Origin of the sequence: Sphingomonas populi (assembly GCF_004208535.1) — a bacterium.
GTDB lineage: Bacteria > Pseudomonadota > Alphaproteobacteria > Sphingomonadales > Sphingomonadaceae > Sphingomonas > Sphingomonas populi.
In genome coordinates this window covers 12,805-38,999 of sequence record NZ_SGIS01000017.1, presented here as the reverse complement: position 1 = coordinate 38,999, position 26,195 = coordinate 12,805, and the positions used below count along the sequence as shown (strand labels likewise).

At 67.6% G+C, this 26,195-nt stretch carries 26 protein-coding genes; 4 read left to right on the top strand and 22 right to left on the bottom strand.

What is annotated here, in order from left to right; translation table 11 throughout:
- Positions 1–31 precede the first annotated feature (31 nt).
- The 9 genes from EWE75_RS12375 to EWE75_RS12335 all read right to left on the bottom strand — a co-directional run bounded on the left by EWE75_RS12375 (position 32) and on the right by EWE75_RS12335 (position 7,564).
- The gene (locus EWE75_RS12375; RefSeq protein ID WP_130157888.1) at positions 32–751 is read right to left on the bottom strand and encodes a response regulator; all 720 of its coding nucleotides are present in this window, start codon (positions 749–751) and stop codon (positions 32–34) included.
- An 87-nt stretch (positions 752–838) separates the two neighbouring features.
- On the bottom strand, positions 839–1,480 hold the full coding sequence (locus tag EWE75_RS12370) for an EF-hand domain-containing protein (protein ID WP_165388367.1): 642 nt from the start codon (positions 1,478–1,480) through the stop codon (positions 839–841).
- Positions 1,481–1,618: 138 nt separating this feature from the next.
- A complete protein-coding gene (gene arsH / locus EWE75_RS12365; RefSeq protein ID WP_130157884.1) occupies positions 1,619–2,359 on the bottom strand; it encodes an arsenical resistance protein ArsH in 741 nt (246 codons plus the stop codon).
- Entirely contained in the window at positions 2,359–3,645 is a 1,287-nt protein-coding gene (locus tag EWE75_RS12360; protein WP_130157992.1) for an arsenic transporter, read from the bottom strand. The genes arsH and EWE75_RS12360 overlap by 1 nt, the downstream gene beginning before the upstream one ends.
- Positions 3,645–4,073, bottom strand: a complete 429-nt coding sequence (gene arsC, locus EWE75_RS12355) for an arsenate reductase (glutaredoxin) (RefSeq protein ID WP_130157882.1) — start codon at positions 4,071–4,073, stop codon at positions 3,645–3,647. Before arsC ends, EWE75_RS12360 begins: the two co-directional genes overlap by 1 nt.
- Positions 4,074–4,084: 11 nt before the next feature.
- The gene (locus EWE75_RS12350; protein ID WP_206364754.1) at positions 4,085–4,411 is read right to left on the bottom strand and encodes an ArsR/SmtB family transcription factor; all 327 of its coding nucleotides are present in this window, start codon (positions 4,409–4,411) and stop codon (positions 4,085–4,087) included.
- Positions 4,412–4,508: 97 nt separating this feature from the next.
- Positions 4,509–5,426, bottom strand: coding sequence for a DUF3829 domain-containing protein (locus EWE75_RS12345; protein WP_165388366.1), 918 nt, complete (start codon positions 5,424–5,426; stop codon positions 4,509–4,511).
- Between the two features lie 85 nt (positions 5,427–5,511).
- Positions 5,512–6,723, bottom strand: a complete 1,212-nt coding sequence (locus EWE75_RS12340; RefSeq protein ID WP_206364752.1) for an MFS transporter — start codon at positions 6,721–6,723, stop codon at positions 5,512–5,514.
- A gap of 55 nt (positions 6,724–6,778) precedes the next feature.
- Positions 6,779–7,564 (bottom strand): sulfite exporter TauE/SafE family protein, encoded by a 786-nt coding sequence (locus tag EWE75_RS12335; protein WP_130157875.1) that lies wholly within the window; start codon positions 7,562–7,564, stop codon positions 6,779–6,781.
- Positions 7,565–8,186: 622 nt separating this feature from the next.
- Here EWE75_RS12335 and EWE75_RS25060 point away from each other — a divergent pair.
- The gene (locus tag EWE75_RS25060) at positions 8,187–8,324 is read left to right on the top strand and encodes a hypothetical protein (RefSeq protein ID WP_165388365.1); all 138 of its coding nucleotides are present in this window, start codon (positions 8,187–8,189) and stop codon (positions 8,322–8,324) included.
- Positions 8,325–8,342: 18 nt separating this feature from the next.
- Here EWE75_RS25060 and EWE75_RS12330 read toward each other — a convergent pair whose 3' ends face one another.
- Genes EWE75_RS12330 through EWE75_RS12320 form a run of 3 tightly spaced genes read right to left on the bottom strand, consistent with a single transcriptional unit; the run spans position 8,343 to position 11,382 of the window.
- Positions 8,343–8,750 carry a VOC family protein gene (locus EWE75_RS12330; RefSeq protein ID WP_130157873.1) on the bottom strand — a complete coding sequence of 136 codons (408 nt, stop codon included), beginning with the start codon at positions 8,748–8,750 and terminating at the stop codon, positions 8,343–8,345.
- A complete protein-coding gene (locus EWE75_RS12325; RefSeq protein WP_130157871.1) occupies positions 8,750–9,835 on the bottom strand; it encodes a hypothetical protein in 1,086 nt (361 codons plus the stop codon). The genes EWE75_RS12330 and EWE75_RS12325 overlap by 1 nt, the downstream gene beginning before the upstream one ends.
- Positions 9,836–9,843: 8 nt before the next feature.
- Positions 9,844–11,382, bottom strand: a complete 1,539-nt coding sequence (locus tag EWE75_RS12320) for an MBOAT family O-acyltransferase (RefSeq protein ID WP_130157869.1) — start codon at positions 11,380–11,382, stop codon at positions 9,844–9,846.
- 213 nt (positions 11,383–11,595) lie between these two features.
- Between EWE75_RS12320 and EWE75_RS12315 the strand changes: the two genes are divergently transcribed.
- On the top strand, positions 11,596–12,537 hold the full coding sequence (locus EWE75_RS12315) for a class I SAM-dependent methyltransferase (protein WP_165388364.1): 942 nt from the start codon (positions 11,596–11,598) through the stop codon (positions 12,535–12,537).
- Here EWE75_RS12315 and EWE75_RS12310 read toward each other — a convergent pair.
- Complete coding sequence (locus tag EWE75_RS12310; protein ID WP_130157865.1) at positions 12,503–13,432, bottom strand: LysR substrate-binding domain-containing protein; 930 nt, start codon at positions 13,430–13,432, stop codon at positions 12,503–12,505. The two genes, EWE75_RS12315 and EWE75_RS12310, sit on opposite strands and share 35 nt — an antisense overlap.
- Before the next feature lie 154 nt (positions 13,433–13,586).
- On the opposite strand from EWE75_RS12310, the gene EWE75_RS12305 reads away from it, so the two are divergent.
- Together EWE75_RS12305 and EWE75_RS12300 are read left to right on the top strand one after the other, a co-directional pair.
- On the top strand, positions 13,587–14,129 hold the full coding sequence (locus EWE75_RS12305) for a pseudouridine synthase (RefSeq protein WP_130157863.1): 543 nt from the start codon (positions 13,587–13,589) through the stop codon (positions 14,127–14,129).
- A 152-nt stretch (positions 14,130–14,281) separates the two neighbouring features.
- Positions 14,282–15,547, top strand: a complete 1,266-nt coding sequence (locus tag EWE75_RS12300) for a dipeptidase (RefSeq protein WP_231708332.1) — start codon at positions 14,282–14,284, stop codon at positions 15,545–15,547.
- Between the two features lie 103 nt (positions 15,548–15,650).
- On the opposite strand, the gene EWE75_RS12295 is transcribed toward EWE75_RS12300, so the two are convergent.
- The 9 genes from EWE75_RS12295 to EWE75_RS12255 form a co-directional block, all read right to left on the bottom strand.
- Positions 15,651–17,630 carry a hybrid sensor histidine kinase/response regulator gene (locus EWE75_RS12295; protein WP_130157861.1) on the bottom strand — a complete coding sequence of 660 codons (1,980 nt, stop codon included), beginning with the start codon at positions 17,628–17,630 and terminating at the stop codon, positions 15,651–15,653.
- Positions 17,623–18,261: a chemotaxis protein CheC gene (locus tag EWE75_RS12290; RefSeq protein WP_130157859.1), complete on the bottom strand. Its 639-nt coding sequence runs from the start codon at positions 18,259–18,261 to the stop codon at positions 17,623–17,625. Before EWE75_RS12290 ends, EWE75_RS12295 begins: the two co-directional genes overlap by 8 nt.
- On the bottom strand, positions 18,258–18,641 hold the full coding sequence (locus EWE75_RS12285; protein ID WP_130157857.1) for a response regulator: 384 nt from the start codon (positions 18,639–18,641) through the stop codon (positions 18,258–18,260). Before EWE75_RS12285 ends, EWE75_RS12290 begins: the two co-directional genes overlap by 4 nt.
- Before the next feature lie 86 nt (positions 18,642–18,727).
- Entirely contained in the window at positions 18,728–18,955 is a 228-nt protein-coding gene (locus EWE75_RS12280; RefSeq protein ID WP_130157855.1) for a hypothetical protein, read from the bottom strand.
- Positions 18,952–20,832: a chemotaxis protein CheA gene (locus EWE75_RS12275; protein WP_130157853.1), complete on the bottom strand. Its 1,881-nt coding sequence runs from the start codon at positions 20,830–20,832 to the stop codon at positions 18,952–18,954. The genes EWE75_RS12280 and EWE75_RS12275 overlap by 4 nt, the downstream gene beginning before the upstream one ends.
- Positions 20,832–21,665 carry a CheR family methyltransferase gene (locus tag EWE75_RS12270; protein WP_130157851.1) on the bottom strand — a complete coding sequence of 278 codons (834 nt, stop codon included), beginning with the start codon at positions 21,663–21,665 and terminating at the stop codon, positions 20,832–20,834. The genes EWE75_RS12275 and EWE75_RS12270 overlap by 1 nt, the downstream gene beginning before the upstream one ends.
- Complete coding sequence (gene cheB, locus EWE75_RS12265; RefSeq protein WP_130157849.1) at positions 21,662–22,756, bottom strand: chemotaxis-specific protein-glutamate methyltransferase CheB; 1,095 nt, start codon at positions 22,754–22,756, stop codon at positions 21,662–21,664. The genes EWE75_RS12270 and cheB overlap by 4 nt, the downstream gene beginning before the upstream one ends.
- The gene (locus tag EWE75_RS12260) at positions 22,753–24,126 is read right to left on the bottom strand and encodes a chemotaxis protein CheW (protein ID WP_130157847.1); all 1,374 of its coding nucleotides are present in this window, start codon (positions 24,124–24,126) and stop codon (positions 22,753–22,755) included. Before EWE75_RS12260 ends, cheB begins: the two co-directional genes overlap by 4 nt.
- 4 nt (positions 24,127–24,130) lie before the next feature.
- Positions 24,131–26,050 carry a methyl-accepting chemotaxis protein gene (locus tag EWE75_RS12255; protein WP_130157845.1) on the bottom strand — a complete coding sequence of 640 codons (1,920 nt, stop codon included), beginning with the start codon at positions 26,048–26,050 and terminating at the stop codon, positions 24,131–24,133.
- Between the last annotated feature and the right edge of the window lie 145 nt (positions 26,051–26,195).

Below are 26,195 nucleotides of genomic sequence, written 5' to 3'. Positions count from 1 at the left end.
AGACTCCGTGGCCAAATGCGCAGGCGGAATTTCAAAGCCGCGTGACTTCGGCGGCGAGCGTATAGCCGCCGCCCCAGACGGTCTTGATGAGTTCGGGGTTCTTGGGATCGGCCTCGATCTTGCGGCGCAGGCGGCTGACCTGATTGTCGATCGCGCGATCGAACGCTGCCGCTTCGCGCCCCTGCGTCAGATCGAGCAACTGGTCGCGCGTGAGCACCTGCCGGGGCCGCGTCACCAGCGCGTGGAGCAGATTATACTCGCCGGTCGACAGCGGCACCGAGACGCCGTCGTGATCGACCAGAGCGCGCTCGCCCGACTTGAGCACCCAGCCCGCGAACGCGAACGATCCGGCGGCGGGCGCGTGCTGGCGTACCCCGCCGGCGGCGGCGCGGCGCAGGATCACCTTGATCCGCGCGGTCAGCTCGCGTGGGGAGAACGGCTTCACGACATAATCGTCGGCGCCGATCTCCAGCCCGACGATCCGGTCGGTCTCCTCGGTCCTGGCGGTGAGCAGGATGACCGGCGTGTCGCCGGTGGCGCGGATGTGGCGACACAGGCTGAGGCCGTCCTCGCCCGGCATCATGATGTCGAGGATGACGAGATCGATCGCATAGGCCGCCATCCGCATCCGCGCGCCCTCGGCGTCGCCCGCCTGCGTGACGCGGAAGCCCTGCCGCGTCAAAAACTGCGCCAGCGGTTCGCGGATCGAGCGCTCGTCGTCAACGAGGAGCAGATGCGGCGTATCACCCATAGGCTCGGGGCTTAGCATAAAGCGTCATCCTGCCAAATTCGCCGGGCGGGCGAGGGGGGAGGAACCCGCCCGCCCGGCAGCCGGACCTTATTGGCCGGCGGCGGCACCCGGCGGCGGCGGGGGCATGTCGCCGTGGCCGTGGTGTTTGTGTCCGGCGGCCAGCTCGGCCTTGTCGAGGAAGCCGTCGTGGTTGGTGTCGAGCATGTCGAAACGTTTATCGGCTTCGGCCCGCATTTCCTCGCGGCTGACGCGGCCGTCGTGATTGGTGTCCAGTTTCTCGAACCGGTCGCCGTGACGATGCGGCCCGCGCGCCTCATCGCCCGGTGGCGGGGGCGCTCCCTTGCCGGCGTCGCCGCTGCGCTCGCGGAAGCGCGCCTGCAACGCCGCCATCTCGTCCTTGGTGATCTTGCCGTCGTGATTGGTGTCGAGCCGTTGGAAGCGCGCTTCGGCCTCGGCCATGAACGCCTCCTTGGTGATCGCGCCGCCCTGCGCCCGCTCCGCCATCCGCCCGCGCACCTCGTCGCCCGAGAGCTTGCCGTCGTGGTTGGCGTCCATCCGCTGGAAGCGCTCGGCGGACTGCGCCAGAAACTCCTCGCGGGTGATGACGCCATCGCCATTGGTGTCGGCGCGCATCATCATGCCGCCACCGCCACCCGGACCCTGCGCCACCACCGCCGTGCCGGCCAGAAGCGTGCCGGAGAGCGCCGCGGCGAGAAAGAGCATCTTCATCGTGATCGTCCTCATGGTGGACCCGGCCATCCCCGGATCGTCCATGCCGGTCTACGCGCCGTCTGTACCGGGGCTATGTCAGCCAGCCGCGAATGTGTCGCAATTTGTCGCGCGGCGTTCGCCGAACGGAAGCGGTTGTCAGGGCGCCGTGGCGATGCTCGACAGATCGGTCTCCGCATCGATCGGGACGCCGGCGTCCTTGCGCTCCGAATAGCGATCGACAAGCTGGGCGGTATGCGGGCGTAGCAGCACGGTGAAGCGCACCAGCTCCTCCATCACGTCGACGATCCGGTCGTAATAGCTCGACGGCTTCATCCGGCCGGCGTCATCGAACTCGGCGAACGCCTTGGCGACGCTCGACTGGTTGGGGATCGTCACCATCCGCATCCAGCGACCGAGCACGCGCAGCGTGTTGACGCTGTTGAACGACTGCGATCCGGCCGACACCTGCATCACGGCAAGCGTGCGCCCCTGCGTCGGGCGCATCCCGCCCATCGCGAGCGGCAGATGATCGATCTGCAGCTTCATGATGCCGGTGATCTGACCGTGCCGCTCGGGGCTGCACCACACATGCCCTTCCGACCACATCGACAGCGCGCGCAGTTCGTGGACGGCGGGGTGGTCGTCGCCCGTCACCTGATCGGGCAGCGGCAGCGTTGCGGGGTCGAAGATGCGCGTTTCGCACCCGAAGAAACGCAGCAGCCGCGCGGCTTCCTCGACGCAGAGCCGGGAGAACGACCGCTCCCGCAAACTGCCGTAGAGCAGCAGGATGCGCGGGGCAGGTTCGCCGGCGCCAAGCCCGAGGGCGGGCCGTGCGATCGCATAGCGGCGGTCGAGCGCCGGCAAATGGTCGGGATCAGGAAGTTCGCGCAGGGGCATCAGGCACTTCCGATCCGCAACGCCAGGGCCGCGAGGGTGATGAGCAGGACGGGTAGGGTCAGCGTGGCCCCGACCCGGAAGTAATACCCCCAGCCGATGCGGATGCCCTTCTGCCCGAGCACGTGCAGCCACAGCAACGTCGCCAGCGAGCCGATCGGGGTGATCTTGGGGCCGAGGTCGCAGCCGATCACATTGGCGTAGATCATCGCCTGCTTGATCGCACCCGTGGCATGAGTCGCATCGATCGACAGCGCGCCGACCAGCACGGTCGGCATGTTGTTCATCACCGACGAGAGCAGCGCCGCGATCACGCCGGTGCCGATCGCCGCGCCCCACACGCCACCCTGCGCGGTGCGATCCAGCAGCGCGGCGAGATGGTCGGTCAGGCCAGCGTTGCGCACGCCGTAGACGACCAGATACATGCCGAGCGAGAACACCACCACCTGCCACGGCGCGCCGCGCAGCACCTTGCCGGTGGAAATCACATGGCCCCGCGCCGCGACCGCCAGCAGCAGGATCGCGCCGGCCGCCGCCACTGCGCTGACCGGCACGCCGAGCGGTTCGAGCAGGAAGAAGCCCGCCAGCAGCAGCGCCAGGACGATCCACCCGGCGCGGAAGGTGGCCACGTCGCGGATCGCCGCGCGCGGCGCGCGAAGCTGCGCGACGTCATAGGTCGCCGGTATGTCGCGCCCGAAGAACAGCAACAGCGCCGCCAGCGTCGCGACGATCGACACCAGATCGACCGGCACCATCACGCTGGCATAATCGCCGAAGCCGAGGTGGAAGAAATCGGCCGACACGATGTTGACGAGGTTCGACACGACCAGCGGCAGGCTCGCGGTATCGGCGATGAAGCCCGCCGCCATGACGAACGCCAAAGTCGCCTTGTCACCATATCCCAGCGCCCGCAGCATCGCGATGACGATCGGCGTCAGGATCAGCGCCGCGCCGTCATTGGCGAACAGCGCCGACACCGCCGCGCCGAGCAGCACCACCAGCGCGAACAACCCGCGACCATTGCCCTTGCCCCAGCGCGCGACATGCAGCGCCGCCCATTCGAACAACCCGGCTTCATCGAGCAGCAGGCTGATGACGATGATCGCGACGAACGCGGCGGTCGCGTTCCAGACGATGCCCCACACCACCGGCACGTCGGACAGCGAGACCACGCCGGCGAGTAGCGCCACCACGGCACCGCCCATCGCGCTCCAGCCGATGCCGAGCCCCCGGGGCTGCCAGATGACGAGCGCGATCGTCGCGACGAAGATCGCGACCGCCAGCAGCATCATGCGATCCGCTGGCCTGCGGCATCCACCACCTTTTCGCCGTCTTCCTTGGCGAATGCGCCGCGCTGTTGCACCGGCAACAGATCAAGCACGGCTTCGGACGGACGGCACAGTTTCACGCCGAGCGGCGAGACCACCAGCGGGCGATTGATGAGGATCGGGTGCGCCATCATCGCGTCCACCAGCGCGTCGTCGGACAGCGTGGTATCGCCAAGACCCAGTTCGGCGAACGGCGTGCCCTTTTCGCGCAACAGATCGCGCGGCGCGATGCCGGCGCGGTCGATCAACTCGACCAGCAACGCGCGCGACGGTGGCGTCTTGAGATATTCCACGACATGCGGCTCGATGCCGGCATTGCGGATCAGCCCGAGCACGTTGCGCGACGTGCCGCACGCGGGATTGTGATAGACGACGATATCGACAGGCATGGCAGGCTCCATCAGCAGCAGGCGAGGTCTGCAAGCAGCGGCGCGCACACTTCGGCGCGGCCCTGGCAGCAGTCTTTGGCGAGGAAGATCATCAGCGCGCGCAGCGTATCGAGATTGGCGCGCTGGATGATCTGACGGCCGCGTTTCTCAGGCGTGACCAGCCCCGCCTTCACCAGCACCGCGAGGTGCGTGGAAAACGTGCTTTGCGTCAGCCCGGCGGCGGTGGCGAGGTGTCCAGTGGAAAGGCCATCCGGTTCGTGCCGGACGAGCAGCCGGAACGTCGCGAGCCGCGTCGGATGGGCGAGCGCGGCCAGCGCGGCAAGAGCGTCGGTATCAATCACCCATCGGGAATATCCGATGTTTTCCCCGGCGTCAACGAGGTATCGGATAATCCCGATGGATGTGTTCATCGTTACCGCGCGCCGGCGCGCCGCGTCACTCGGTATTGCCGAACGTGTTCGAGGAATCGACCGCGCGATTGTAGTTCTCGACCATCGACTTGAGATTGCGCACTTCATGCCCCTGCTTGAGCGTGCGGTAATCGCCGATCATCGACGTCAGCGAACTTAGCCCGGACGGGTCGCTCTTGCTGGCTTTGGTCGCTTCCTGATGCGCGTCGGCGATCGCTTTCTCGATGATCGCGACTTCGGCGTCGCCCTTGGCGAACAGTTCGGGCTTGTTGACGTCTTCCGGCGCGTTGAACAGCCCGATCAGCGCCTTGGCGTGGAGCAGGGCGAGCTTGGTATTGTATTTGATCGGGCTGCTGCCCTTCAGCGTTTCCAGCATCGCCTGATCGCGCTTGGCGAGCGCGACGTCGAGCACCGCGCTATACCGTGCGAAGTCCTTCTCGGCGGCGTCGAGCTCGGCCAGCATCCGCGCGTCTTCCGCCTTGCCGCGCGCGAGCTTGTCGTCGAGATATTTCTTGCTGCTGTAATAGTTTTCGAGATCGGCGAGATGGGTCTGCACCTTGCCCATCGAGGCGATCAGCGCATCGGCAGCGGTATCGAGATCGCTTGAGCTGCCCGGCATCGCGCGCGCCGCCTTCAGCTTGGTCAGGCCCTGGTCGATCCAGCCGGCATCGACGTTGAACGGACCCTCGATCGAAGCATGGGCGATGTCGGACTTGCGATACGCCGCCGCCTTTTCCTCGAAGCCGAACGTATCCACGAAGCTGTTGTGCGCCTCGACATAGGTGTCGAGCTTCTTGCCCGCGCTCGCGTCTGACGCGGCGGCCGTGCCGGCGGTCTCGGCATCGCCGCTCGTGTTTCCTGCGGTCGAACCGGGCTTGTTGCAAGCGCCGAGACCCAGCAGGGCAACGCCGATCAGCAGGATTTTCGCCTTCGCAAATGTCATGAGCATACCTCGATAGGATGGCCCCCGCCCGGCACGCTTGTAGGGCGGAGCGTGTCGTCGAGGCAACACCCGGTCGCGCATGGCCTCACGCCGGCGCGACCCGCTCCCACCGTACCAGCCGCGCCGCGACGATCACCGCCGCCGCCCCAGCCAGCGCCGCCGCCAGCAGGAACGCCGCGCCCGGCGTGCCATGTTCCGTCCCGAACGCCAGCGTCTGCGTCATTGCGAGCGGCCCGATCACTTCGGCGACGCTGCCGAGACTTGCCATCCCGCCCTGCAACGCGCCCTGATTGGAGGAATCGACGCTGCGCGACAGCAACGCGTTGATGCCGGGGAACACCAGCCCCGTCAGCGATCCGAGCGCGATCAGCGCGAACACCATCCAGCCCGCCGTCGCGAAAGTGATCGCGACGAAGGTGACGAGCGCCACCACCATGCCGATCATCACCGTGCGCGCCTCGCCGAAGCGACGGATCACGCGGCCGGTGAGGAACACCTGGGTCAGCGCCATCGTCACCCCCGACGCCGCGAGCGACAGGCCGACCATATGCGGACTCCAGCCGAAGCGGATCTCGGACCAGAACGCCCAGGTGGCGGGATAGACCATCTGGGCGAATTGCCAGAGGAACGCGACGATCAGCAGCGGCGTCGCGCCGCCGGCGTGGAACACCGGCTTGAACGCGCCGAACGCATTGGCGCGGCGCCAGTCGAACGCGCGGCGGTCGGCGGGCGCGAGCGTCTCGGGCATCGCCACCGCCATCCACACCGCGTTCAGCACCGCGAGCGCAGCCGCCACCACGAACGGCGCGCGCGGCCCGAACCCGGCGAGCAGCCCGCCGATCGCCGGCCCGATGATGAACCCCGCGCCGAACGCCGCACCCATCAGCCCGAACACCTCGCCCCGCTTTTCCGCCGGCGTCACATCGGCGAGTACGGCGTTGGCGGGGCCATAGATCGCGCCCGCCACCCCGGCGAAGATGCGCCCCAGGAACAGCCAGCCGACCGTCGGTGCGAACGCCATCAGCCCGTAATCGATCGCGAAGGCGATCATTGCGGCGAGCAACACCGGCCGCCGCCCGAAGCGGTCTCCGAGGCTGCCGAAGATCGGCCCGGCGAAGAATTGCGCGGCGGCGAATGCGATCAGCAACGCGCCGCCGGTGCGCGCCGCGTCGGAGAGGGTGCCGCCCTTCAACTGCACGATCAGCGTCGGCAGTACCGGCATGACGATGCCGAAGCCGATCGTATCGATCAGCACGGCCGCCAGCACGATTGGCACCGCGCGATGTTCGAACCGCATTCTTCTGAAAACCTCATCCGCCCGCGCGCGTCGCGCTACCACGGTTGGGCGGCGTTTAGAACAGCAGCTTGGTGCCCACCACGAACAGCGTCACCGCCAGGATCGCGCGCAGCACGCCGTCGGGCACGCGCGCCGACAGCAAGCTGCCGATGACGATTCCGGGCACCGATCCGATCAGCAGGCTGCCGAGCAGCCCCAGATCGACCGCGCCCATCGCCCAATGGCCCATCCCGGCGATCAGCGTCAGCGGCACCGCATGGGCGATGTCCGATCCGACCAGCCGGTTGGTCGGCAGATGCGGGTAGAGCGCGAGCAGCGCGGTCATGCCGATCGCGCCGGCGCCGACCGAGGTGAGCGAAACCAGCACGCCGAGCAACACGCCGAGCGCGATCGTCAGCGTGGCGATGCGCCGCGCACTGAGCGCGGTGATTGTCGGTGCGATCCGCGCGACGATCTGCGTGCGGAACAGCATCGCGATCGCCGTCGCGATCAGCGTCAGGCCGAGCACGATCGTCACGACCTCGACCATCCCGCCATAATGTCTGCCGGCATAGCCGAGCACGACCAGCGTCAGCACCGTGGCGGGCACGCTGCCGAAGGCGAGCAGCCGCACCACACGCCAGTCGACGGTGCGGTTGAAGCCGTGGACGCCCGTGCCGACGCTCTTGGTCGCGGAGGCATAGAGCAGGTCGGTGCCGACCGCAGTGACGGGATGGAAGTTGAACAGCAGCACGAGCAGGGGGGTCATCAGCGATCCGCCACCCACGCCGGTCAGCCCGACGAGCGTGCCGATGGCGAGACCGGCCACTGAGTAGAGCGGGTTGATACCGGCAAGAATCATTCGCGAGCCTTCGAAACGTCGGGTCAGCCCATGCACTGCGCGCCACGGAGCCGCAACAAACAGAAGCTTGTCCGCCTGTCCATGCCGGTATCATCGCCGGGAACAGAATGAAGGTAGCGCTCCCACAATACTCGCCGCCAATAGATTGCATCTTGTCGGACAAACGCGAGTTGAACTGCGCCGTTACAAAGACGTTGCAACGCACAATCAAAAGAGGGATCATCCCGCGATGGTCGAAACCGTTCGCGATTCGCTGGCAGCCTATCTTCGAGCGATGTCGATCGACAATTTCTCGATTTCCGGTGACACCGTCCGCATCGGACGGACACATTGGGCGGCGAGCATCTGTCGCTGTGGCGACCCGGCTTGCGATGGCTGGTCGCTGGAGCCGCTGGTCCCCGGAAGCTTGGGCGCGGCTCAACGCCGCCAGGGGTTGGACTCGGCGCGCTAGCCCCGTTCATCCGCAGTAAACATTGCGTTTGTCGCGGAACCGTAATCAAATATGCACGTTTCTTCATGAAGGCGTACGTCATCAGAACGTGCAACATGTGTTAAAAACAGCGTGATAAAAAACAATGTCGATCGGCGGAATCGCTATCGGCGGGTCGATTAGGAGAGCGGTATGGGTCGCGGTAAAGAGTCGCCTGTGGAATTCGCGCCGGATGAGCTGGCTGGTGCGGGCGTTCTCGGTGGTGTGGTGCTCGGTGGTGTGATCAGTCTGGTCATCTGGGCCGGTATCGTCAGCTTCTTCGTTTTCTGATCGCGCCACCCGCGCGCGTCATCTCGCGAGCGGCTGGACGAATTCGATCTGAATCCCGCGCGTATCGACCGGGTTGATGAAGTTGCACAGGAAATCGCCCGCGCCCTTCACCGGCGCGGGTTCCAGCATGCGCAGGCCGCGCGCCGCGCACCAGTCCATCGTCGCGCGCAGATCCTCCACCTGATAGGCGAAATGGTGGACCCCGCCGGCGCCCTTGTTGAACTTCGCCAGCACGCTGCCGTCATCCGGCACGACCAGCTCGATCACCGCGCCTGCCGCAGCCACCGTGAAGATGCACCAGCACCCCCAGCGTTCGACATGGCCGCGATAGCTCTCGACCAGCCCCATCTTGGCCATGAAGTCATCGGCATCGGCAAGATCCGGACAGATGATGCCGACATGGTGCAAAGTATAGGCTTCGAACATCACTGCGGCTTGTCATTCGATAGGAAATGGAGTTGGCGGCGTCTTTCCAACGTGCTTAGCCAATCCGCCAGCCAGCGTGTCACCTTGGTCGATCCGACGCGATTGAGGTGCGCATAGTCCGTGTAGTTGCGCGGATCGCTGGCGAGGACGCCGGCGCTCATGATGAAGCCACGCGCGCGATAGAAAGCGATGTCGGCGATCGGCTGATCATGTTTGTAGATCGGCAGATAGATGAAGCCGGTCTGCACATGGTGGGCCTGCGCTAGCGACACCGCCGCGCGTGTATAGCGGCGCTCGACCGCATATTCATAATCGCGGAAGCGCGGAGGCAGGAAGATCGGGTTACGCTTCGCTACCTTGCCCTTCGCCGCCGCCGCCAACTCGGCATCGGTGTGGATCGCATCGCGATCGATCCATTTGCCGTGGATTGACCATTCGCTCAGCGTCGTGTCGCGATTGGTGCCTAAATATAGCGCTGGATCGAAGGCGAGATGCACGCCGAACAGTCCGGGCATCTGCGTCTGGAGGAATAGCGAAAGCTGGCGATACGGCTGGAAGGCGAGATTGTCGAAATACTTCGGATTGATCACCACTGGCGAGGTCAGCACGTCGCGGGTGTCGGCGACGTTGCGAAACGCGGGATGCCCCGTGCGCGAGGCATGCTCGATCAGCGAATAGAGGATCAGCTTCACCTCTGGATGAGTCGCCAGCAATTCTTTCGTCAGCTCATAATGCAGGTTGCGGCCGTCCTGCGGCATGGAGAGGTTGGCAACATGCACCGGGCGACCGAGCTTTTCGGACAGGATCGCCTGCATTCGCGGCCCACTGATCCCGGCCTGAGTGCGCGACGCGCCGATGATTGCGATGTCGATCGGCGTACGATCATAATGGAGCCGCTCATAGATCCAGCCCAACGGACGCATGATCGTACCGTCGAACTGCTGGTAGCGGATGTAGCGATCATGGGGCAACAGCGTGACGCCGACGCAACAGACGAGGAAAGCGACCACGAACAGCGCGAGCAGCCCACGTCGCGCAGGAAGGGGCGCCGGCGTTACGTTCAAGGTATCGTTCGGCTGCGCCACGGTCCCGCTCAGAAGTTGAAGTAGATGAAATTGGTGGTGCCGCGCATCATCAGCGCGAAACCGAGAAACAGGAGCACGGCCGAAGCGATCGTCGCCGCAGGCGTGAGCCGCCACTCGACCCGCAGAAGCGGCGTATCAATCTTGCGCCACTTCGCCCACTCCAGCACCGGCTCGAACCGTGTCATGATTTCCTGCGTATTGGGCGCCAGATACACGATCGCATAGACGATCGCGAGAAGCGCGAGTGTGCCGGCCAGCCCGGCTGGCCACGCCACCGCCGCAACCCCGCCGCCCAGGCCGATCATCGCGGCATACATCCGCCCCACGACCGCGAGCGACGGCGCGCGGAACGCCACAACCGCGACCACGAAGGCGACCAGGGTCAGCGCGCGGTACATCGGCTCGACGTAAAACGGCGGCGGTCCTTTACGCGCCTTGCGTGCCTTGCGGCGAGTCATCCGCCAATATTCGTTCACGGTCATGTAGAGGCCCTGCAACACCCCGAACAGCACGAACGTCCACCCCGCGCCGTGCCATACCCCGATCACCACCATCGACAGCAGGATCGGCAGCGCGAACGACAGCAGGAAGCTGGCGAATTTGCCCGCCGCGTGATCCGCCGAAAACCGCGCGAGTGGGATCGTCAGCGGTTGGAAGATGTAGCTTTGCGCCCAGCGGCTGAGCGTGACGTGCCAGCGCCGCCACAGCTCGATGATGCTCGATGCCCGCAATGGCGAATGGAAATTGAGCGGGAGCACCACGCCGAACATCCGTGCGGTGCCGATCGCCATGTCCGAATAGCCCGAGAAATCGAAATAGATTTGCGCGGTATAGGCGAAGGCGGCGATCCAGCACGCCGCCATGCCCGGCGTCGCGCCGGTTGCGGCGGCGTCGAACACCGGCGCCGCCAGCGTTGCGACGGTGTCAGCGATCACCACCTTCTTGAACAGCCCGATCGCGAAGATCGTCAGCCCGATCAGAATGTTGGTGCTGGCCGCGCCGGACGGCCGGGCACGCAACTGCGGCACCAGTTCCTCGTAGCGCACGATCGGCCCGGCGAGCAGTTGCGGGAAGAACAAGACGAACCCGGCGTAATCGATCGCCCGCTTCATCTCGAACCGACCGCGCGCGAGATCGACCAGGAAGCCGATCTGCTGGAAGGTGAAGAACGAGATGCCTAACGGCAGCGCGATGTGCCGCAGTGGCAGATCGAACCCGAACAGCCCGCCCGCGCCGACGATCACCGCCGCGAAATATTTGAAGTAGAACAGCAACGCTAGATCGAAGCCAATCCCCACCACCAGCGGCCAGCGTGCCGATCCGCCGGCGCGCCGCCGCGCCGCGATCCAGCGGGCCACCGCATAGTTCACCGCCACCGACACCAGCAGCAAGACAACGAATTTTTTCCCGCCGATCGCATAGAACAGAATCGTCAGCGCGATCAGGAACGGCTGGCGCCAGCGTTCCGCGCGCGCGAACAGGACATGATACAGGATCAGCGCGACCGGCAGGAACAGCAGCAAAAAACCCGCCGAATTGAACAACATCGATTAAGCTGCCCGCCAAGCCGTTGATTGCCCCGCCGCATGGACCTTACAGTCCTGCAGCACCCGATTGCACTGGTGCGGCCAAGCGCGGGATTTGTCCAGCCGTCCCGTCGCGGATTTCCGCAACGCGGCGGCGTTGCCCCTTGCGACGCAGCATGGTTATAACACGCAAGCGGCCACGCCATGCGCGGGTCCCCGGCAACTGGAGATGACATGACCGATACCGGCTCGCGGATCGCCCTGCGCACGATCGCGGATACCGTCGCCGCAGCGTGGCCCGAGCATGGCGGCTTCATCGCCAAGAGCCTCGCCGGCCGCTCCGACGCGGTGCTCGACGTGTCCGAACGGCTTAGCGACGCGATCCTTAAGCTCGCGCCCGATATCGAGGGCGGTTTGCCCGCGCTGGTCGCGGATTACCGTTTCCTGTGCGAAGAGATCGTGTTGCCCGAGGAAATCCATTTCCGCCGACACGACAGCTACCGGCTGAGCCGTTTCGAGGACGCCAACCGCGAATGCTACGCCAACGCGCCGTTCATGAATCGCTATATGAACGGTCTGCTGCTGTCCGACGTGCTGTGGTCGAACCACGCGCACGCCTTCGCCTATTTCGTCGATACCTATCTGCCGCGCCTGCCCGCCGGCGGCCGTCACTTGGAGATCGGCCCCGGCCACGGCCTGTTGCTCTATTTCGCCGCCGCCTCCGGGCATCTGTCCAGAATCGCGGCGTGGGATGTCAGCCCGACCAGCATCGCCAAGACCCGCCACGCGCTCGATCTGCTCGGCGTCACCGCGCCGGTCGATCTCACGCTACAGGATTTGTTCGCGGCGCCGGCGCCGGGCGAGGACGCCTTGTTCGACGGCATCGTCATGAGCGAGATTCTCGAACATCTCGAACAGCCCGTCGCCGCGCTCCAGTCGGCGGCGCGCTGGCTCGTCCCCGGCGGCTTGCTGTGGATCAACGTCCCCGCCAACAGCCCCGCGCCCGACCATATCTTCCTGTTCGAAGGTCTCGATCACGCGCAGGCGATCGCGCGTGAGGCCGGGCTGGAGGTGATCGACGCGGTGGCCTTCCCGATGTCGGGCACCACGCTCGCGCGCGCGGAAAAGCACAAACTGTCGATCAGTTGCTCGGTGCTGGCACGGCGGCCGGGCTGATCTCCCCGGTCTCGTCCACCACCCGCATCTCCAGCGCGATCTCGCGCAAAGCGCGCATCATCGCGCTGCGCCGCCTGTCGCTCTGGCAGACCAGATAGCTGCGGAGCTGGTAATCGCGCGCGCCGGTATCAAGCGGGCGGTAGGTGATGCGCGGGTCGGGCGGGCATTCCGAGGTGAGGAAGATGCTGATGCCGAGTCCGAGCGCGATCCCCTCGCGGATCGTCTCGCGACTTTGCAGTTCCAGCGTCGCGCGCGGCCGCACTTCGGCGTCACCGAGCGCGCGTTCGGTGAAGGCGCGCGTCTTTGAGGTCGGCTCGCGCAGGATCAGCGTCTCGTCGGCGAGCGCGCGGATCGGCACCTTGGCGTGGCGCGCGAGCGGATGATCGTGGCGCATCGCGCAGGCGAGGCGATCGGTGAACAAAGGATCGTAGCTGAACGCGCTTTGCGCGGGCGGATCGCTGGCGACGGCAGCGTCGATCTCGGCCTCGTCGAGCCAGCGCATCACCTCGCGCGCATTGCCCATGCGGATCTGGATGCCGGTATCGGGGTGGCGGCGATGGAATTGCTCGACCAATTGCGCGGCGTAGAGCGGCGAATCCGACCCGAGCCGGAGCGCGCCGCCGGCCGGATCGGCGGTGTCGCCGAGCAGATCGTCGATATCCGCCGCCGTCGCGAACAATTTGCGCGTCAGCGCGAGCAGGTCGCGCCCGGCGGGGGAGAGCCGCAGCGGCACCTTTCGGCTTTCGAACAACGTCACGCCGTAGCGGCTTTCGAGCGCCTTGAGCTGCTGCGACAAGGTCGGCTGCGACACGTTGAGCCGCCGCGCCGCCCGCGACACGCCGCCTTCCACCGCGATCGCGTGGAACGCGCGCAGATGCTGGTGATTCGTTGCCATCGGGGCTTCCGTCTACCCTATGGTGGTGACGGTTGCGTGACGATCCCAAGCCCCGGACGAGCGTCCGCCAAGCGTTGGAGCAGGAGGTCCATAGCTGAGACGCGGCGGCGAAGCGCACTCGACCGTGGTGTCGCCATCGTCCAAAGGCGGTGGCATGGCGCGCGTGATTCTGTTCAACAAACCCTATGGCATGCTGAGCCAGTTCACCGATCGCGGCACGGCGGATGCGCGTGCCACGCTGTCGGACTTCATCGATCTGCCCGGGGTCTACCCCGCCGGGCGGCTGGATCGCGACAGCGAGGGGCTGCTCGTGCTGACCGACGATGGCCGCCTCCAGGCCCGGATCGCCGATCCCAAATTCAAGCTGCCCAAGACCTATCTCGTCCACGTCGAAGGGGAGGTCGATGACCAGGCGCTCGATCGGTTGAGGCACGGGGTCGCGCTCAAGGATGGCTTGACGCTGCCCGCCGAAGCCGACCGTATCGACGCGCCAGCGGTGTGGCCGCGCGATCCGCCGATCCGCGTGCGGGCGAACATCCCCGATGGCTGGGTACGGTTGACGATCCGCGAGGGCCGCAACCGGCAGGTCCGCCGCATGACGGCGGCGGTCGGCTACCCGACATTGCGGTTGATCCGCTGGAGCATCGGTGACTGGACCGCCGCCGGCCTCGCGCCCGGCGAATGGCGCGAGGCCTGAGCGCCGCCTTTCGGAGGATGCCAGGTCCGCCGCAAGGCCGATCCCGGCATCGGTTTGATGTGGCTCGACGCGTGAATAGGTCGATCCACCGCTTGACGAACCGCGCCGCCGCCCCGACCATGCTGCACGTGCAAACATAAAGGGATGGCGCAGTGGTCAACGGACGAAATCGCGTAACGGCGCTGCTGGCGAGCGGCGCCTTGCTGATTGGCGGCGCGGGATATGCGGCGAGCAGGAAAGCGCCCGCCGATCCGGCCCGTGCGATCCACGAAACGCTGATCGTGCTCGATACGCATTTCGACACCCCCGCCAATCTCGGCCGCCCCGGCTGGAGCATCATGGACCGTCACGCCACCGCGACCGATGGCGACCAGGTCGATTACCCGCGCATGGTGCAAGGCGGCGTCGATGGCGGCTTCTTCGCGATCTACACGCCGTCAGGCCCGCGCACGCCGGTCGGCGATCGTGCCGCGCGCGATTTCGGCATCCAGCGCGCGGTGCAGATCCGCGAGATGGTGGCCCGGCACAGCGACGTGTTCGCACTCGCGCTCACCGCCGATGACGCCGCCAAGGCGGTGGCAGCGCACAAGCGCTTCGTGTTCCTGAGCATGGAGAACGGCTATCCGTTCGAGGGCGACCTCACGCTGATGCGGACCTTCCGCGGTCTCGGCGTGACGATGATGGGGCTGGTCCACTTCAAGAACAACGACCTCGCCGACAGCGCGACCGATACGCCCGAATGGCACGGCCTGTCGCCCAAGGGCAAGGAAGCCGTCGCCGAGGCCAACAAGCTCGGCGTGGTGCTCGACGTCAGCCACGCGTCGGACGACGTGCTGCGCCAGACCGTGATGCTGTCGAGCGCGCCGATCATCCTGTCGCATTCGGGTATGCGCGCGATCCACAACCATCCGCGTAACGTCTCCGACGAGGATGCGAAGCTGGTCGCGGCCAAGGGCGGCGTCATCCAGATCAACGCCTATAGCGGCTATATGGTCGATCCCCCCGCCGCCAGCGCCGCGCGCGACGCGGCTATGAAGGAGCTGATGGCGGGCTATGAGAAAGCCGATACGATGAGCGTCGCCGAACGCCGCGCGCTGATCGCCCGGCGCAAGGCGATCGAAACGCAATTTCCGGCACCGCGCGCCAACTTCGACATGTTCATGCAGCATTTGCTCCACGCGATCAAAGTCGTCGGGATCGACCATGTCGGCATCAGCGGCGATTTCGATGGCGGCGGCGGTCTCGACGGTCTGGAGGACATCACCGCCTATCCCAAGGTGACGGCGGCGTTGCTCAAGGCGGGCTATAGCCCGGCCGACATCGGCAAAATCTGGGGCGGCAACGCGCTACGCGTCCTGCGCGCCGCGCAATCCCTGGCCGACCCGGCATCGCTGCCGAAGGTGCCGGTGACGAACTGAGTTAGCCGCACCCACTCCCCAACCCGTTCGTGTCGAGCCCAGCGGCTGGCTTGCCAGCCAGCCGAAAGGGATCGGCACGAACGGCGGTGGAGGCATCCTCGCCTTATTGCACCCGGTCGAGCAGATCGCGCACCTTCGCCGCGAGCGTGTGGTAGGTGAACGGCTTGGAGATCAGGTCCACCCCCGGCTCCAGCCGCCCGTCGCGCATGATCGCCTCGCGCGTATAACCGGAGGCGTAGAGCACCCTGATATCGCCCTGCATCGCCCCCACGCGCACCGCGAGGTCCTGACCGGACATCTGCGGCATGACCACGTCGGTCAGCAGCAGCGAGATCGAGGTCTCTTGTCGTTCCAGCAGCCGCAGCGCCGCAGCGCCGTCATGCGCCTCGACCACGCGGTAGCCAAGCTCGCGCAGGATGCCGACCGTATAGGCGCGGACATCGTCATCATCCTCGACGACGAGGATCGTTTCGGAGAACTTGCCCGGCTGGGCGGCAGGCGCCTCGATATCCTCGTGGCGCTCGGCACCACTGTCGAACTGGCGTTGCAGGAAAATCGATACGCAGGTGCCTTGGCCGGGCGTCGAGTCGATGTCGATATGCCCGCCGCTCTGTTTGACGAAGCCATAGACCATCGACAGGCCGAGGCCGGTGCCCTTGCCGACCTCCTTGGTGGTGAAGAACGGGTCGAACACCTTGGCGATCGTGTCTGCGGTCATGCCGATGCCGCTATCCGTCACCTGGATCATCACATAAGCGCCACCGGGCACGCCCGCGATCGGCTCGCCCTCCGTACCGACGGTCACGTTGCGCGCCGCGATCGTCAGCGATCCGCCATCGGGCATCGCGTCGCGCGCGTTGACCGCGAGGTTGAGGATGACGTTTTCGAGCTGATGCGGATCGGCCTCGATGCTCCACAGATCGGCGGCGGGCGCGATCTGGATCGCGATCGCCTCGGGGATCGAACGCGTCAGCAGGTCGGACATGCCCGACAACAGCCGATCGACCTCGATCCGTTTGGGGGCGAGCGGCTGGCGGCGCGAGAAAGCGAGCAGCCGCTGGGTGAGCGAGGCGGCGCGGTCCGCGCCCTTGAGCGCGTTCTCCAGCGCGCGCCGCGCGCGCGGGTCGGTCGCCGGGTCGAAACGGCGCAACACGGTATCGATATTGCCGATGATGATCGTCAGCAAATTGTTGAAATCATGCGCGATGCCGCCGGTGAGCTGGCCGACCGCCTCCATTTTCTGCGCCTGGCGCAGCGCCTCCTCGGCCTCCTGCCGCTCGGCGATCACGCTGGCGACGCGCATCTCGAGCGTTTCGTTGAGCTCGCGCAGCCGGGCTTCCTGCTCCTTGGCGCGCGTCACGTCGTAGATCACGCCGACCAGCCGGTAGCCCGAGCCTTCGCGCAGGATCTCGCCACACCGCGCGATCCAGCGTTCGCCGCCGTCGTCCGCGCGCCGCACGCGGAAGACGTGGTCGAGCGTCTCGGGCGGCGGTTCGCGATCGGGTTCGGGGATCAGCGGCACGGCGCTGTCGCTGAGCACGCCGTTGATCGTCCGCACCGGCAGCGCCTGCGCCGGATGCAACCCGAGCAGCCGGCAGAATTCCTCGGAGACGGTCGCGGTGGCGAAGCCGTCGCTATATTCGAAGCTGCCGACGCCGCCCGCCGACTGCGCGATGCGCAGCCGTTCCTCGGCGCGCTTGCGTTCGGTGACATCGACGAGCAGGCCAGTGAAGCGCACCGGCTCGTCCATCGCGTCGAGGTGACTCTGCCCGCGCGCGTGCATCCACAAAGTCGTGCCGGCGGGCGTGACGATGCGGAACTCCTTGGAGAACAGCTCGGCGCCGGCCAGGATCGCCGCCACCGCGATGCGGATGCGCGGGCGATCATCCGGGTGGATCGCGGCGAAGAAGCGCGCGGTCGGCAGGTCGGCCAATCCGGCAGCCGGATCGAAACCGTATAATTCGGCGAAGCGTTGATCGACACGCAGCCGATCCGCGACGATGTCCCAATCCCACGTTCCGCTCGCGCCCGCTGCGGCGAGCATCGCGAGCAACCGTTCCGCCTCGGCGGCGGCGTCAGGCATCGTCGCCGACCACGCGCGCGATGAAATCGTCGAGCAACGCGCGCAACGTCTCCAACGCGGGCAGGTCCATGATCATCGCGATATAGCCACGGATATCGAGGCGGCGCACCGCGAAATCGATGTAGAGGAACAGGACCAGCCCGTCGCTCGGCGACGTCTCGTCGACCTCGAACAGCATCGCGCCCGATCCGCGCAGCAGCTCCGGGATCGTCATCGACAGCGAGCTTTTGAGCAGATTTGCCATCGTCGCCAGGCACGAATTGAGGATGACGTTGCCGGTCTCGACCAGCGCCTCGCGCTCGATTTCGATCACCTCTTCAGGCGAAAGCTCGCCCTGCGTCACCGCGCGAACCAGTTGCAGGCTGTTGGCCTCTGGAAAGATCAGCAGCGCGCGCCCGCAGAAAGGCCCGGTGAAATCCTGCCGTACCGCGATCAGATCGGTCGCTTCGCGTTCGGTGATGAGGCGCGCGGCACGCCGCTGGCTGACCACGTCGATCGACGGCACCGAGAGGATGACATGGTCGCCGATCATCTTGCGCAGGTTGGAGGCCGCGCGGCTGACGCCGATGTTGACGATCTCGGTCAGCGCGTCGCGTTCGAGATCGCCGAGCGCCACCCCCTCGGGCATCATGATCGCGCCGCGCGCAGCCGCAACGCGGCCCCCGACAGGAAGCCTTCGAGACCCTCGGGCGTGACCGGCTTGGCGACGAACGCCGCGCCCACCGCGCGCGCGCGCGCGACGATCTCGTCCTGGATGTTGGCGGTGATGATTGCGATCGGCATATCCGGGAAACGCTGGCGCAAAGCGCCGGCGAGTTCGAGTCCGTCCATCTCGGTCATATTGTAATCGATCAGCGCGAGATCGACCGGCGTCTGGTCGATGAGGTCCAGCGCCTGCACGCCACCACCCGCCTCGACCTTCGACCATTCGGGCTGGAGCGCGGCGAGCGCCTTGCCGGCAACAATCCGCGCGAGCTTGCTGTCATCGACGATCAGGACGTTTACGGGCATTGAGAACTCCGAGGCGCCCGTGCGGGCAGATGGCACGCGTATACCGCCGGCTTAGGCAAAGTCGTCACGGGATGGACTGATCCAGATCAAAGTGCGAGAAGAAACCGCGCCGCGCCCAGATCAACGGGAATATTGGCCAACGGCGGTCGCGCGGCGAGCAACACTTGCACCACCGCCATGTGCAGCCGGGTCGCCCCCGCGAGCGACACGGTCGCGTCGGCATTGTCCTGCAAGGCGAGCAGCAGCGGTTCGGCATCCTCGACCAGACAGCGGCCTTCGAGATGGATCATCCCGGCTTCGACTCGGACGCTCATGCCACCAGCTCGGACAGATCGAGCACCAGCAGCACGTCACCGTTGCCGGTCAGCGCGGTGCCGGTGACGCCGGGCACTGCCGCGAGCACGCCACTGGGCGCACGCACCAACGTGTCGATCCGCTCGCCGAAGCCATCGACACGCACCGCCACCAGCGCGCCATCCGCCTGCGTGACGAGCAGTCGCGCGTTCCCGCCGGCTGATCCGGCGCCGCCGAGCAAGGTGGCGAGATCGAACACCGGCACGGTCTTGTCGCGCAGCACGACGGCGGTGCCGGTGCCGAGCGGGCGCAGCGCATCCGCGCCGACCTTGACCGTCTCGACGATCTGGTCGAGCGCGACGCCGTAGCGGTCGCCGCCGACCTCGACGACGAGGATTTGGGTGGTGATGGCGTGGACCGGCAAGCGCAGCCGGAAGGTCGTGCCGGTGCCAAGCGTGCTGTCGATCTCGATCGTACCGCGCAACCGCTCGATCGCGGCGAGCGCGGCATCCATGCCGACGCCGCGCCCCGAGACGCCGGTGACGGCAGCGGCGGTCGAGAAGCCGGCGCGGAAGATCAGCCGCATCGCCTGCGCGTCGCTCAGCGCGTCGGCCGCTGCGGCGTCGATCAGCCCGCGCGCAATTGCCGTGGCGCGGATGCGGGCAGGGTCGATGCCCGCACCGTCATCGCTGAGCGTCACGACGATCTGCCCGCCTTCGCGCGCGACGTGAAGCGACAGCGCCCCCTCGGCGGGCTTGCCGGCGGCGGCGCGGGTGGCGCCATCCTCGATACCGTGGTCGATCGCGTTGCGGACAAGGTGAAGCAGTGGCTCGAACACGCCTTCCGCGATCTGCCGATCGACCTCGGTGGTGTGCCCGCGCATGTCGAAGCGCACCGCCTTGCCGAGCTGCTCGGCGATCTCGCGGACCAGCCGGGGCAGGCGGCGCAGCGTCGGTTCGAGCGACACCATCCGCACCGCCGACACGGTGCGCAACAGCGCCCCGACCGAACGGCCGATCAGCGCCTGCGCGGCGCGCAGCTCCAGCGCGGCGCCGGCATCGATCCGGTCGAGCCGCGCGGCGATCGGCGCGAGCGTGTTGGCGGCGACCACCAACTCGCCAAGGTCATCCCCCAGCGCGTCGATCCGCGCCGGGTCCACGCGCAGCAACGCGGTGCCGGCGGTGGCGCTCTCGGCGGCGGCAACCGGCGCTGCGCGGTGCGTTACGGCGGCGAGCTCGACCTGATCGGAGACCATGCGAAACGCGGCGCGCACCGCCGCAACCGGCGCACCGCTCAGCCCCTCCAGCCGGGTGGCGCACTGGAACGGCTCCAACGCATCGAGCGTCGGCCACGCGCCCGCGACCGGCAACGCGGTCAGCGCGAGCAGATCGGGCACGGCCCCGACGATCGCGAGCGGATCGTCACCGCGAAAGAAGCAGTCGGCATCGGGCGTGTACCGAAAGGCGGTCTGCGGCACGGCGCCATCGGTCAATCGCGCGGCGGCGCACAGCGCCTCGGCCCAGTCGGCCTCGGGCGCGGTTTCGGCGGGCAGCGACGCCGCGCTCGCCTCGGCCACGATCGCGTCGCCGCGTTCTAGCGCATCGATCCAGCGATCGGTCTGGTCGAGCGTCGCAACCAGCGTCGCCACCGTCGCCGCGTCGAGCGCGACATCGCCCTTGCGCGCGCGCTCCAGCACATCCTCGGCGGCGTGGAGCAGCGTTTCGGCGGGTGCCATGTCGAACAGTCCGACCGACCCTTTCAGCGTGTGGACCGCACGAAATGCGCTGTCGATCGCGCGCGCATCGGCCGGGTCGCGCGCCAGCGTCGCGAGATCGGCCTGCGCCTGCGCGACGAGATCGCGGCCTTCGATCAGGAAGTGTTCGAGCAGGTCGTCCATCACGCGCGACGATAGACGATCGCGTCGTCAAGGCGAACCATCGTGAACCTGTCCGAGATGCGCGCCATCGATTCGCTGTGCCCCAGCGCGAGATAGCCGCCGGGAGCGAGCCGCTCGAACAGATTGTCCGCCGCGAGGGTACGCGCGGCATCGTCGAAATAGATCAGCAGGTTGCGGCACAGGATCACGTCGAACAGGCCCTGATCGACCAACGTCGCGCGATCGACGAGGTTGGCGACGGTGAACTGCACCGACTCGCGCAAATCGGCGATGATGCGACGGGTTTGGCGATGCTCGGGTTCGAAATAGCCGGCGATCAGCGGTGCCGGCAGCCGCGCCAGCGCGCGCGCCGAATACCGTCCCTCCCGCGCCAGCGCGAGCGCATGGGTGTCGATGTCCGATCCGACGATCTCGATATTATAGGCATCGACCAGCCGCCAGTTTTCCAGCAGCCAGATCGCGATCGAATAGGCTTCCTCGCCGGTCGAGCAGGGCATCGACCAGATGCGGATGCGGTCGCCCGGTCGCCGATCCGCGATCAACGCCGGCAGGATTTGCCCGGCGAGCGCCGCGAACTGATGCTCCTCGCGGTAGAAATAGGTTTCGTTGATGGTGAAGGCGTTGATGAGCGCTTCGCGTTCGCCAACATCGACGGCGGCGAAGGCGAGGTACGCGCGCGACGTGTCGTGTCCGGTGCGCTTCATCCGGTCGGCGATACGGCGCTCGATATAATAGCGCTTGCTTTCACCGAAGGTCATGCCGGTCCAGCGGTAGATCAGCGCACTGGTGCGGACGAGGTCGTCGTCGGCGAGACGGGCCGGCGATTCGATCATGTCGCGAACAGGCCGGCCAGCGCGGGCGCGATGCGATCGAGCGGGAGCGTCTCGCTCGCGCCACCCGCCGCGACCAGCGCGCCGGGCATGCCCCAGACGATCGCCGTATCGGCGCTTTCGGCGATGGTGTGGCCACCGCCGCGGTACAGGTCGGCCATCGCCTTCGCCCCATCATTGCCCATGCCGGTCATCAACACCCCAACGAGGCGTTCGGGGGCGAGCAAGGCGGCGGCGCTTTCGACGAGTCGATCGACGCTCGGGTGCCACAGCCGCGCCGGATCGCTCGGCGCGGACATCGCCACGAGCGCGCCGGCGCGGCGCGAGACGATCACATCGGCATCGCCGCGCCCGATATAGGCTCGCCCCGGTTCGAGCGGCACCGCTGCCGATACCTCGACCACGTCGAGCGCGCAGAGCCGGTCGAGCCGCCGCGCCAGCGCGCCGGTGAAGCTCGCCGGCATGTGCTGCGCGATCACGATCGGCCAGGGGAAATCCGCCGCGAGTGCGCCGAGCAACGCGTCGAGCGCGGGTGGTCCGCCCGTCGAGCAGCCGACCAGCACCAGCCCGGCCGGCGGGTCGGCGCGGTTTGGTGCGCCGACGCTGGCGGTGCGGGGGCGCGGCGTAGGCTTGGGCGGGGGCGAGGCGACGGCGCCGGTCCGCGCCCGCACGCGCTCGGTCAGCCGCGTCGCGCGCGAGATGCGCGCGGTGGCGGCGGCGCGAACCTTGTCGATCAACAGCGGGGCGAGCGCATCGATCTCAAGCGAAATCGCGCCGCGCGGCTTGGCGATGAAATCGACTGCACCCAGCGCCATCGCCTCCAGCGTCTCGTCGGCGCCCTCGGCGGTGAGCGCGGAGACCATCACCACCGGGCAAGGGCGCAGCAGCATGATTTGGTCGAGACAGGCGAGTCCGTCCATCTCGGGCATGTGGATGTCGAGCGTGATGACGTCGGGCGCGAAGTCGCTCAGCAGCGCCAGCGCCTCGGCCCCCGAACGCGCGACCGCGACCTCGAAATCGCCCGCGCCTGCGAAGATGTCACCCAGCAGCCGCCGCATCAGCGGCGAATCATCGACGATCAGCAATCTCGTCACGGCTGTACGACCGCGCCTTCCGGCCCGAATGCCGCGAGCATGTCCTGCTCGGTGCGGTCGAGCAGTTCGCGCGGCGAGACGATCAGCACGATTCGCTGGTCGTCGGCGAAATTGGCGACTCGCTCGAACACCCGCGTCTCCGCGCCGCCGAGTTCGGGCGCGTTGCGCAATGCGGATACCGGCACACGCAGCACCTCGGGCGCGGCATCGACGGTGAAGCCGACCCGCATCGCGCCGAGCCGGACGACGATGACGCGGCGCTTGGCGCCCCGCGCCGCGACACCGCTGAACCGTCGTACCTGATCGACCACCGGCACCACCGCGCCGCGCAGGTTCATCACGCCCTGCACGAACGCCGGCGCCTTGGGGAGCCGGGTCAACGTCTCGGGCACCTGCACCACGTCTTCGATCGCGGCGACGGGCAGGCCGAACTCGCCGTCGCCGACGCGGAACAGCAGGAACTGTTCGGCCGGCTCGTCCCGCGCGTTCGCCACCACCGGCTTTTCCTCGCTCGATTGCAGCAAGCGGGCCGTCAGCGCGTCGCTCAGCAGATGGTCCACGGCGAGCACCGAGACCAGCCGTCGCCCGCCGTCGAGCCGGCAGATCGCCTGAATACGCGCTTCAGCGCCGCCCCGGTTGAATACGGCAGGCACCGCATCCACGCCGCTTTCGGGCACGCGTTCGACGGCGCGCATCGCATCGACGACGAGGCCGAAGCGGTGCGCGCCGATCCGCACGACGATCACCGGCGCGCGCGCGCCCGCTGCCGCGCCCGGCAATGCAAGCAATGTGGCAAGCGAGAGCAGCGGCAGCACAGTGTCACGCAGCGCGATGCTGCCGACCACCGCCGCCTCCGCTTGCGGCAGCAATGTCACATCGCGCGGCAGCCGCAGCACCTCCTCGACCGCGCCGAGCGGCAGCGCGAACTCCTGCCCGCCGACCGCGAAGACGAGCAGCGGGATCTGGTCGCGCCGTTCCGTCACTTGTGCCGCCGCGAGACCCCCGCGCGCGCCGCGCCGCCCGGCGGCACGCGCAAAGCTGGCCGCAATCAGCGGCGCCAGTGCCACCGGCTCGGCCGCCACATCGGCCTCGCCCGCGATTCCCTCGACCGAATCGACCGCGATGCCGACGGGATCGCCGTCCTCGACCAGCAGAATCCGCGCCTCATCGCCGCGCGGCCGCGCCAGCAATGTCGCGAACGACAGCACCGGCAGCACCGCGCCCCGGAAATTGCCGATCCCGATCAGGCTTGCCGGCGCATGCGGCACGCGCGTCAGGCGCGGCACGCGCGCCACCTCGCGCACGCTCGCCGCCGGAATTGCGAAACGTGCGCCGTCGACCCGGAACGTCAGGCTTGGCTCGCCCGCCATCCGCCTATGCGGCCGTGTCGACCAGCGCGGCGGCGAGGGAGGCGATCTCCTCGATCGCCGCCGCCAGCATCTCGGCGCCCTGCGATTGCTGGCGCGCCGCCGCGCCCGCCTCGCGGCTCGCGCCGGCGGACAACTCGGCGGCCTGCGCGATCTGCTCCCCGCCGCTGCGCACCTCGCGCACCGACAGCAGGATCGCCTCGGCGCCGGTCAGGATCGCCGCATTGGCCTCGCGCGCCGCATCAAGGTCGGCGGCGATCGCGCGCGTGCGCTCGATCACGACGCGGCTGCGCCCCATCTCGATCTCGGCGGTGGCGACGACCTGATCGAGATCGCGCCGCACCGCGCCGACCTGATCCTGAATACCGCGCACGACATCCTTGGCGCGATCGGCGGCGGCCGCCGACTCGCGGGACAATTTGCGGATGTCGCCCGAGACATTGGCGAAGCCGCGGCCGGCGTCGCCCGCGCGCGTCGCTTCGACCGCGCCGCTCACCGCCAGCATGCTGGTCTGCACCGAGACGAGCGCCAGGCCATCGGTGATCTTCTCGATCTGCCGCGCCGTCCCGCCGAGCGCGCCGAGCAGATCGAGCACCGCGCGCACCTCGGCGACCGATGCCGCAACGCCGTCGGTCAGCCGCTCGACCACCGCCCGGCCGTCCGTCACCGACGCCGAGACCGCGACGATCCGCTCGACCGCAGTATGCGCGCGCGTCCGGGCGAGATCGGCGGTCTTCTCGATCTGTGCCATCGCCGTGCTCGACTGGAGCGTTGCCGCCGCTTGCGCCTGCGCACCGCGTCCGATCTGCTCGATCGCGATCAGAATTTCCCCCGATGCGCCCGAAAGCTCCTGCACCGTCGCCGACAATTGCTCGGCGGCGGTCGCGACCTGCTCGATCGCGAGCGCATCGGTGGCGTCCGCGCGCAGATCCTGCGTGAGCGCGCCCAGTTGCTCGGCGGTCTGCTGGCTTTCCTCCAGCGCGGCGCTTTGCTGTTCGAGCGCCTGTTGCGCCTGCGATGCCGCGGCCGATTGTTGCTCGGCCGCGCTGGCGACCTGTTCGGAGCCGCGCTCAGCCTCGCGCAGCGCGCTGTCGGCTTCGATCGAGGCATCGACCATCTCGCGCACGCCCTCGCCGAGCGTGGCGAGATCACCGCGCGCTGCGTCGAGTTGCGCGACCACCTGCCGTCCGGTCTCGGCCTCGCTGACGGCGAGCGCCGCGCCAGACCGCACGCTCGCCGCGATGTCCTGCACCGCCCGCGTCACCGTGCCGGCGAGCGTCTGCATCTCGCCGGCGCTGGTCTCGGAGGCTTCGGCGAGCGCACGCACCTCGTCGGCAACCACCGCGAAACCCTGGCCGTCATCGCCCGCGCGCGCCGCCTCGATCGTGGCGTTGAGCGCGAGCAGGCTGGTCTGGTCGGAAATCTCGGTGATCGCGCCGCCGATCCCGTCGATCCGCGTCGCCGCGTCTTCGAGCGCCGCGATGATCTCCACCGTGGCAAGCTGGCGCTCAGCGTTGCGCTCGATCGCGATCACCGATCCGTCGATCTGCGCGCCGACCTCGACGAACGCGGTCTGCACGGCTTCGGTCTGGCGCCGCGACGCCTCGGCGCGCTCGCGCGCGTCGCGGAAGTTTTCGCCGAGCGCACCGATCAGCCCGAGCGATTCCTGCGCGGCGCCAGCGGCTTCCTCGGCACCGCTCGCGATCTGGTCCATCGCACGTTGCAGTTCCGCCGCCGCCGCCGAGGCTTCGCCGATCCCGCTGGCGAGTTCCTGAGTGGCCTGGTCGATCCGCTCGACCGCGCTGCCCGCCGGCCGTGCGCGCTTGGCGGGCTTGCGCGCGGTTGGCGGGGCGTCGGGCGCCGGTTCGACGGGGCCATGCGCCGCTACGCCGCGTGCGCTCAGGGTCGATTTCTTGACTAGCGCCATGACGTTGCTCTGCGTGGACGATTGGATATCACACCGGCATAGGACAAGCCTTCCGCCGACACCAGCGGGCGCGGCGGACGATGGCTTTGTGTCGTGCCGGGGGAACCCTTTGCCCGTTTCACACGTCCAGCCGGTAGAGCGCCTC

Bases quoted from the DNA above. Each gene is read 5' to 3' on its own strand.
- EWE75_RS12375 (WP_130157888.1), bottom strand. From the start codon at position 751: ATGGGTGATACGCCGCATCTGCTCCTCGTTGACGACGAGCGCTCGATC.
- EWE75_RS12370 (WP_165388367.1), bottom strand. From the start codon at position 1,480: ATGAAGATGCTCTTTCTCGCCGCGGCGCTCTCCGGCACGCTTCTGGCC.
- arsH (WP_130157884.1), bottom strand. From the start codon at position 2,359: ATGCCCCTGCGCGAACTTCCTGATCCCGACCATTTGCCGGCGCTCGAC.
- EWE75_RS12360 (WP_130157992.1), bottom strand. From the start codon at position 3,645: ATGCTGCTGGCGGTCGCGATCTTCGTCGCGACGATCGCGCTCGTCATC.
- arsC (WP_130157882.1), bottom strand. From the start codon at position 4,073: ATGCCTGTCGATATCGTCGTCTATCACAATCCCGCGTGCGGCACGTCG.
- EWE75_RS12345 (WP_165388366.1), bottom strand. From the start codon at position 5,426: ATGACATTTGCGAAGGCGAAAATCCTGCTGATCGGCGTTGCCCTGCTG.
- EWE75_RS12340 (WP_206364752.1), bottom strand. From the start codon at position 6,723: ATGCGGTTCGAACATCGCGCGGTGCCAATCGTGCTGGCGGCCGTGCTG.
- EWE75_RS12335 (WP_130157875.1), bottom strand. From the start codon at position 7,564: ATGATTCTTGCCGGTATCAACCCGCTCTACTCAGTGGCCGGTCTCGCC.
- EWE75_RS25060 (WP_165388365.1), top strand. From the start codon at position 8,187: ATGGGTCGCGGTAAAGAGTCGCCTGTGGAATTCGCGCCGGATGAGCTG.
- EWE75_RS12330 (WP_130157873.1), bottom strand. From the start codon at position 8,750: ATGTTCGAAGCCTATACTTTGCACCATGTCGGCATCATCTGTCCGGAT.
- EWE75_RS12320 (WP_130157869.1), bottom strand. From the start codon at position 11,382: ATGTTGTTCAATTCGGCGGGTTTTTTGCTGCTGTTCCTGCCGGTCGCG.
- EWE75_RS12315 (WP_165388364.1), top strand. From the start codon at position 11,596: ATGACCGATACCGGCTCGCGGATCGCCCTGCGCACGATCGCGGATACC.
- EWE75_RS12310 (WP_130157865.1), bottom strand. From the start codon at position 13,432: ATGGCAACGAATCACCAGCATCTGCGCGCGTTCCACGCGATCGCGGTG.
- EWE75_RS12305 (WP_130157863.1), top strand. From the start codon at position 13,587: ATGGCGCGCGTGATTCTGTTCAACAAACCCTATGGCATGCTGAGCCAG.
- EWE75_RS12295 (WP_130157861.1), bottom strand. From the start codon at position 17,630: ATGCCTGACGCCGCCGCCGAGGCGGAACGGTTGCTCGCGATGCTCGCC.
- EWE75_RS12290 (WP_130157859.1), bottom strand. From the start codon at position 18,261: ATGATGCCCGAGGGGGTGGCGCTCGGCGATCTCGAACGCGACGCGCTG.
- EWE75_RS12285 (WP_130157857.1), bottom strand. From the start codon at position 18,641: ATGCCCGTAAACGTCCTGATCGTCGATGACAGCAAGCTCGCGCGGATT.
- EWE75_RS12280 (WP_130157855.1), bottom strand. From the start codon at position 18,955: ATGAGCGTCCGAGTCGAAGCCGGGATGATCCATCTCGAAGGCCGCTGT.
- EWE75_RS12275 (WP_130157853.1), bottom strand. From the start codon at position 20,832: ATGGACGACCTGCTCGAACACTTCCTGATCGAAGGCCGCGATCTCGTC.
- EWE75_RS12270 (WP_130157851.1), bottom strand. From the start codon at position 21,665: ATGATCGAATCGCCGGCCCGTCTCGCCGACGACGACCTCGTCCGCACC.
- EWE75_RS12260 (WP_130157847.1), bottom strand. From the start codon at position 24,126: ATGGCGGGCGAGCCAAGCCTGACGTTCCGGGTCGACGGCGCACGTTTC.
- EWE75_RS12255 (WP_130157845.1), bottom strand. From the start codon at position 26,050: ATGGCGCTAGTCAAGAAATCGACCCTGAGCGCACGCGGCGTAGCGGCG.